7 protein-coding genes and 1 pseudogene are annotated in these 6764 nt (G+C 61.8%); 6 read left to right on the forward strand and 2 right to left on the reverse strand.

Going from position 1 to position 6764, the window contains the following annotated elements:
- The coding region (locus EN939_RS15435) for a UDP-glucuronic acid decarboxylase family protein (RefSeq protein ID WP_164751007.1) at window positions 1-994 on the reverse strand (994 nt) is incomplete at its 3' end.
- A gap of 706 nt (window positions 995-1700) precedes the next feature.
- On the opposite strand from EN939_RS15435, the gene EN939_RS15440 reads away from it, so the two are divergent.
- The 6 genes and pseudogenes from EN939_RS15440 to EN939_RS15465 form a co-directional block, all read left to right on the forward strand.
- On the forward strand, window positions 1701-2306 hold the full coding sequence (locus tag EN939_RS15440; protein ID WP_127268682.1) for a hypothetical protein: 606 nt from the start codon (window positions 1701-1703) through the stop codon (window positions 2304-2306).
- Between the two features lie 62 nt (window positions 2307-2368).
- Window positions 2369-3223 (forward strand): 23S rRNA (adenine(2030)-N(6))-methyltransferase RlmJ, encoded by an 855-nt coding sequence (locus EN939_RS15445; RefSeq protein ID WP_127268683.1) that lies wholly within the window; start codon window positions 2369-2371, stop codon window positions 3221-3223.
- 193 nt (window positions 3224-3416) lie between these two features.
- Window positions 3417-3869, forward strand: a complete 453-nt coding sequence (locus tag EN939_RS15450) for a hypothetical protein (RefSeq protein WP_127268684.1) — start codon at window positions 3417-3419, stop codon at window positions 3867-3869.
- Window positions 3870-4004: 135 nt separating this feature from the next.
- Window positions 4005-4586, forward strand: a complete 582-nt coding sequence (locus tag EN939_RS15455) for a TetR/AcrR family transcriptional regulator (RefSeq protein WP_127268685.1) — start codon at window positions 4005-4007, stop codon at window positions 4584-4586.
- Complete coding sequence (locus EN939_RS15460; RefSeq protein WP_127268686.1) at window positions 4583-5419, forward strand: DMT family transporter; 837 nt, start codon at window positions 4583-4585, stop codon at window positions 5417-5419. The genes EN939_RS15455 and EN939_RS15460 overlap by 4 nt, the downstream gene beginning before the upstream one ends.
- Window positions 5420-5450: 31 nt before the next feature.
- Window positions 5451-5764 (forward strand): annotated as a pseudogene (locus EN939_RS15465) (LysE family translocator); the annotation flags it as partial.
- A 21-nt stretch (window positions 5765-5785) separates the two neighbouring features.
- Here EN939_RS15465 and EN939_RS15470 read toward each other — a convergent pair.
- The gene (locus EN939_RS15470; RefSeq protein WP_127268687.1) at window positions 5786-6091 is read right to left on the reverse strand and encodes a transcriptional regulator; all 306 of its coding nucleotides are present in this window, start codon (window positions 6089-6091) and stop codon (window positions 5786-5788) included.
- Window positions 6092-6764: the final 673 nt, after the last annotated feature.

A 6764-nucleotide genomic window follows, 5' to 3' on the forward strand; every position in this document is an offset into this window, starting at 1 on the left:
GGGTGTCAAAATACTCGACGGTGCGCGCGAGCCCTTGGCTCAAGCTGATTTTCGGCTCCCAGCCGAGATTGGCCTTGGCAAAAGAGATGTCCGGCTTGCGCTGCCTGGGATCGTCGACGGGCAGCGGCCGATGCACGATCTTCGATCGGGCGTTGGTGTAATCGACGACCAGCGTCGCCAGTTCCATGATGGTGAATTCGGCAGGGTTGCCGAGATTGACCGGGTGGGTGGGCGCGCTCGGCGCGTTCATCAGCCGGACAAAGCCCTCGATCAGATCGTCGGCATAGCAGAAGGAGCGCGTCTGCTGGCCGCTGCCATAGACGGTCAGGTCCTCGCCGCGCAGCGCCTGGACGATGAAGTTCGAAACCACACGCCCATCGTCGGGCTGCATGCGGCGCCCGTAGGTGTTGAAAATGCGGGCGACACGGATATCGAGGCCATAGGTTCTCGAATAATCGAAGAACAGGGTTTCGGCCGAGCGCTTGCCTTCATCGTAGCAGGAACGCGGTCCGTGCGTGTTGACGTTGCCGAAGTAGCTCTCGGGCTGTGGATGCACGAAGGGATCGCCATAGACTTCGGACGTAGAGGCCTGGAATATCTTGGCCTTGTTCTGTCGCGCGAGTTCCAGAAGGTTCAGCGATCCAAGCACGCTTGTCTTGAAGGTGTGGATCGGGTCTGCCTGGTAGTGCGGCGGAGAGGCGGGGCAGGCGAGATTGTAGATCTCGTCGCACTGAAGATCCGAAGGCAGTGCATCGACGATGTCGTGCTCGATACAGGTGAAGCTCGGATTACGCAGAAGGGTATTGAGATTGTATCTTTTGCCGGTGTGGAAATTGTCCAGCGCGACAACGTCGTATCCGTCCCGCAAAAGACGTTCGCACAGATGCGATCCTAAAAACCCCGCGCCTCCGGCGACAAGGGCGCGTCGTCGGCTTTGGTTGGCGCCCCTTTGGCTGCCGGATTCCAGTTTCAGAACCTTGACAAGCTTACCCATGCTTTCCTCGCACGCACCGCACACGCTACCGCCGGGGCCGGGACAAAGCATCGCCCGGCCACGTTCCTGAGAACGTGGCAAACCTCCGCGTCTGCGGAATCGCCATCACTGATGTGCGTTAATTGTTCTTTGGCTTTCGCGAAGCTGGTACGACTACACGACCTCCGTGCTGCCGCTCAGCATTCTCTGCGCCCCGAAAACGCGGTCACCCGCTCGGTGTCACCATCGCCGATTGCTCGCCCAAATTGCACATCCCAACATATCGAAAATATACCTGTGGAAATTATAGTCAACTAAATTAGTGATTTCTTAACCAAGTGCGCTCGCGGATGGTTAACATGAGGGGGCGACGGTCTCTCGGGCTGAAACACGGCGCATACGGAAAATCCTCTTTACTAATCAGCATATTGGCTCGATCGACGACAATGTATGACCGGACGCGGAAGCTGTCCCTTGAGGTAGAATCGAAACTTGACAGCAAGGACGACCGAGAATGAGCCGACAGCGATGTCAGCGCAGCGCGCGAAATACTCGGCTTAATTTTTGAGCGCATAGGTAGAACCTTGAATTGTTGCGCGGCCACGCCGCCAATCTGGTTGCGCTCGCACCCGCACGGCCCACCTCCAGGTGGCTGCCCGCAACTGGCCATCGCCTTTTGGCCGTCGGGGCGCTATTGGCAAGGTCACGATACGCCATGGTGATCTGAATGCGCTTTCTGTTTGTCCTGATCCTGCTCGTCGGCGCCGGCATCGGTGTCGTCTATCCCTGGGCGATGAGCAACTTCTCCGGCCATGAGATCGGCACCTGGCGGGTCTATGAGCAGGGCCGCTTCAAGCCGCTGACGGTGCCGCTCTCCGGCCGCGACGCGCCGGTGCGGGTGCTGGTCGACCTGACCGCAAGAGCAGAGCGCATCGTTTCGCAGCAGCGCACCGTCCTGACGCTGACCGCTGCAAGCAATGGCCGCACGGTGCTCGCCTCGACGCTGCAGTTCAACCATTCCGACAATCCTCGCCAGGCTAGCCCGCAACTGACCGACAAGATCTTTCGCGACGAGGCCGGCGTGATCGCGACCGTCAGCCCTGGCCCCTATATCTTCACCGTCGGACCGGGTGATGCCGACGACATACCAATGCGGGCGGTCGATCTCATCCTGCGCTCCGGCGCCGGCGAGATCGACAGCCGTGCACGGCCGGTCGGCTTCGCGCTGATGGCGATCGGCCTGATCGGATTCTTGCTGACTTTGCGCACTCGTGGCGGCCGGCCGGAAAATCCGAACTCGCAGCCGCCACCGCCGCGTTGGGGCAGGGGCTGATGCATGTCGCCCAAAAGTGTGCAGCGGTTTTGGGACAACGACATGCATAACGGCACAAAACCATGAACTACCGCCACGCCTATCATGCCGGGAATTTCGCTGACGTCGTCAAGCATGTCGTGCTGACGCGCTTGCTCGAGTATCTGAAGCAGAAGGATAAGGCGTTTCGGGTCGTCGACACCCATGCCGGCATCGGCCGCTACGACCTGTCGTCCGCCGAGGCGCAGAAGACGGGTGAGTGGCAAGGCGGCATCGGCAGGCTGATCGATGCCCCGTTCGCCGCTCCGGTGGCGGCGCTGCTCGCGCCTTATCTGGAGACAATACGGTCGCTCAACCCCGAGGGTGGCATCCAGAAGTACCCGGGCTCGCCGTTGATTGCGCGCCATCTCATGCGCAAGCAGGATCGGCTGACGGCGATCGAGCTGCACCCCAAGGATGCCGCAAGGCTGAGGACGTTCTTTGCCGGCGATTTCCAGGCCCGGATCATCGAGCTCGATGGCTGGCTGGCGCTCGGCGCGCATCTGCCGCCGAAGGAAAAGCGCGGCCTTGTCCTCATCGATCCGCCATTCGAGGAAGCGGGTGAGTTCGAACGCCTCGTCGACGGGCTCGCCAGGGCGCACAAGCGGTGGCCAGGCGGCATCTATGCGCTCTGGTATCCGATCAAGGACCGCAAGGCGATCATCGCTTTCCGCAAGGCGCTGAAGCAATCCGGCATCCCGAAGCTGCTCGACATCGAATTCGAGATCAGGCCGGCCTCTTCGGAACCCAGCCTCGACGGCAGTGGTCTGCTGGTCGTGAACCCGCCGTTCACGCTGGAGGGCGAGCTGCGGACGCTGCTGCCGGCCCTGCACAGGCTGCTTGCGGTGGGGCGGCCGGCGCACTGGTCGCTGGAATGGCTGGCCGGCGAGCAGGCTTGAGGCGGTCTCATCGACGACCCAGGGACCGCGTGCTCTTGGGTCTGGATATGAACGTGCCAGAGCCATTCCGGTGCGTGCAAATTCGGCTTTGGTCAAAAAGCGGTTTCAAACTGGGAAACCATTGTCAACGCAACCGCTTGACCGCCGCCGAGCGAATCCGCACAGTGCGCGCAATCGACCTTGAGAGGCTGCCATGACTCGCTTCGCCAAATCCGCCCTTGCCGCCCTGATTTCGCTCTTCACCCCGCTTGCTGCGCCTCTCGGTATCACCCAGACCGTGCAGGCCGCCGATCTTACGGTCTATTCCGATGAAGACAGCGGGGTCTGCGGTCAGCCCTGGGTACTGAACAAGATCACCAGCCGCTTTTCCTATCAGGTGCATCACGTGCCGCATCTGCCTGACGTGCAGATCACCGATTTCCGGCGCATCCACCAGCATCGCTATCTGGCGGCCAACGATACCTGGCCGATCGGTCGCCGTTATTGCGGCGCCACCGTCAGTCTGTCCGACGGCCGCGATCGCACCATCTGGTACCTGATCGAGGAAGGCCAGGGCTTTGCCTCGATCGGCGACAATGTCGAATTCTGTGTCTCGGGCTTCGACCGCTGGATGGTCTACAACGGCCGCTGCCGCATTCTGCGCTAGACCCGGTTTCCCCTTCCAATCTCTTTCGCGCCTGTGGCTTGATCGGCTGCAGGCGTTTTTTCGCGCCGCGTTGACAGCAGGTTCGATCCGTCGCATACAGGCGAGACAGACCTGTCTCAATACTAGGTAATCTCCATGACGCCATCGTCCGCTTCCGGCAAGCGCCAACACGTCGTTGACACGGCCTACGTGCTGTTCAAGCGCGCCGGCTTCCATGCCACCGGTATCGACCGGATCATCGCCGAAGCCGATGTGGCCAAGATGACGATGTATCGCCACTTTCCCAGCAAGGACGAACTGATCGTCGAGGTGCTCGACTATCGCGCTATGCGTTTCGACCGCCAACTCGACCGGCTCGCCCAGGAGGACGTTCCGCCGGAGCAGAAAATCGGAAAAATCTTCGACTGGCATGCACGCTGGTTCCGCAGCCCGGATTTCCATGGCTGTCTGTTCGCACATGCGCTGGCCGAGTTCGGCGATCCCGGGCACCCGATTTTCGAGGCCGTTGTCAGGCAGAAGAACGGCCTCAAGCGGCGCATGCAGTCTATCCTCGAAGAGATGATGCCGCACGGCCGCGCCGAGAGCGTGGCGGCGACGCTGCTTATGCTGATCGAAGGTGCGACCTTGCTGGCGCAGATGGGGCAGGCAGAAGCCGCCATTCGCGACTCCCGCAAGGCGGCCATGGGCATCGTCGCCGCCTCGCGCCGGCCGCAATGAGCCCGCTGGTCATCGGGCTCGCATTGTTTGCGGCGATCCTGCACGCAAGCTGGAACGCGTTCCTGCGCACGGGGGCCGACCGGTTGTGGACCGTTACCGTCATGAGCTTTTCAAGCACGGCGCTCGCCATCCCCTTCGCCTTCTTCCACGCCCTTCCGGCCGCGCCGGCCTGGTCCTATATCGTGCTCTCGGCCTGCCTGCAGGTTGGCTACACCTTGTTTCTCGTGGCCGCCTACAGATACGGCGAACTGGGGCAGGTCTATCCGATCGTTCGCGGCAGCGTGCCGCTGCTTGTCACGCTCGGCGGGTTCTTCCTGGCCAACCAGCAGCTCACTCTGCCGCAGACCGTCGGCGTCGCGCTGGTCGCTGGCGGCATCATGGGCCTTTCACTCGGACGGGGCAGGGCCGCCACGACATCGATATTCTATGCATTGGCAACGGGAGCGATCATCGCCGCCTATGCGACGGTCGATGCGCTCGGCGTTCGGGCGGCGGGAAATGCCGGCGCCTACACCGCATGGGTCCTGCTGATCTACGGCGCGTTGCTGCCGGCGGCCTTCGTCGCCTGCCGTGGCCGGCTCATTGTCGACCCGCGCGCGCCTGAAACCTGGAAGGCGCTCGGCGGAGGCCTGTTTGCACTTCTGGCCTACGGTGTCGTGGTCGCGGCCTTCGCGCTCGGACCAGCAGGTCCGATCACCGCGATCCGCGAAACCAGCGTCGTCTTCGCGGCCTTCATCGGACGCCTGTTCCTCGGCGAGATGCTGACGCCGCGGCGGGTCGGCGCCTGCGCTATCGTCGCGCTCGGCGCCATCTGCCTCGGCTATCAGTCGTGACGGAAATGCGGATCGCGAAGATTCTGGACGGCAGCCCGTCTCAGGACGGCGAGGGCTGCTGACGATTTTTGCCACCGGCATCGCGCTCAATCTTGGCAATCCGAAAATGCCGTTGTTCTACGTCGCGCTGTTGCCTAGCGGCGTAGGCGCATCGCTCAATGCTGCTCATCTTGGTGTGCTGATGATGGTGATCCTGGCTGTTGAAGCGGTGGTGATCGGCGTTCATATCATCCTCGCCGGCCGCGCCCGCAACCTGTTGCGCACGCCAAGGATCGTACGCCGGGTGACCGCGCGGCGGGCGGTGTGATGATAGGCGCCGGCGTTGCCGTTGTTGCCGCGCGCTGAGCGGATTGCCCAGTCGCCACGCTATTTCCTGCGCGGCATCGCCTGATCGATGATCTTGCGCAGGAATGCGGCGTGGCCGCGGAACGCGCGCCGTCCACTCGTGGTCGCCTTGACGCGCGTCTGCGGCCGGCGGCCGACGAACAGCTTTTCGATGTCGACATAACCGGCCCTGGCCAGCGTATCGAGATGCGCGCCGAGATTGCCGTCCGTGACGTCCACGATGGCCTTCAGCCCGGTGAAGTCCAGCGTTTGGCGCCTTTCCAGCATGTTCAGCGCGGCCATGATCCTGAGCCGAGTGCTCTGGTGGATGATTTCGTCGGCACTCATCGATTGGCTCCGGTGCAGCCAAGCCGGAGGCCACCGACAACCATGCCGCCGCCGTGGCGGACCGTCTTGGCAATCTCGAACGGCGACAGCGCCGTTTGTCCCTGTGCGATGGACATCGAAGTACTCCGGCCTTCTGTGCAGAATACTCTGCCATATAGAGTTGTCTGTCAATTCACGAGCAGTCGGGTCTGCGATCGCGCTTGACAAGGTGATGCATTGGCCGGCTGCCGCATTGCAGTATAGATCGTCCGCCTGCATGAGATGATCGCACCGCTGAGGCTGTGGTCATGATATTGGCGAACGAAGATCGACACGCAAAGCTGTTCGCTGATCTTCGGAGCTTCACGAGAAGAGCGCTCCCGCGGAGTGTGGAGAATGTCGGCGACACATTCTAGCCGATGGTCGAAGATCAGCAGTGAATTTCTGCGACGATCAGCACGATCATGTGCCGATCGTAACCGAAAGTTAAGTTGCGAAAATCAGTCTATTGCTTCGCTGGCTAGCAAGCCGCGAGTCAGATATGCATGAGCGCGCCGGGTCATTACGGCCGTCGGCACAACGGAAGGGGCATCGCATGGCTAAGCAGTCATCCAAAGCGCCGGCGTCGAAGGCACCGGCAAAGAAAGCACCCGCAAAAGCAGCGACGGCGAAGGTCGCAGCTGCAGTGAAGAAA

The sequence above is a fragment of the Mesorhizobium sp. M7A.F.Ca.CA.002.05.1.1 genome, assembly GCF_003998335.1.
In the GTDB taxonomy this organism is placed as follows: domain Bacteria; phylum Pseudomonadota; class Alphaproteobacteria; order Rhizobiales; family Rhizobiaceae; genus Mesorhizobium.

Excerpts from the sequence above, each read along its gene's own strand:
- EN939_RS15440 (WP_127268682.1), top strand. The coding sequence starts at position 1,701 with ATGCGCTTTCTGTTTGTCCTGATCCTGCTCGTCGGCGCCGGCATCGGT.
- EN939_RS15445 (WP_127268683.1), top strand. The coding sequence starts at position 2,369 with ATGAACTACCGCCACGCCTATCATGCCGGGAATTTCGCTGACGTCGTC.
- EN939_RS15450 (WP_127268684.1), top strand. The coding sequence starts at position 3,417 with ATGACTCGCTTCGCCAAATCCGCCCTTGCCGCCCTGATTTCGCTCTTC.
- EN939_RS15455 (WP_127268685.1), top strand. The coding sequence starts at position 4,005 with ATGACGCCATCGTCCGCTTCCGGCAAGCGCCAACACGTCGTTGACACG.
- EN939_RS15460 (WP_127268686.1), top strand. The coding sequence starts at position 4,583 with ATGAGCCCGCTGGTCATCGGGCTCGCATTGTTTGCGGCGATCCTGCAC.
- EN939_RS15470 (WP_127268687.1), bottom strand. The coding sequence starts at position 6,091 with ATGAGTGCCGACGAAATCATCCACCAGAGCACTCGGCTCAGGATCATG.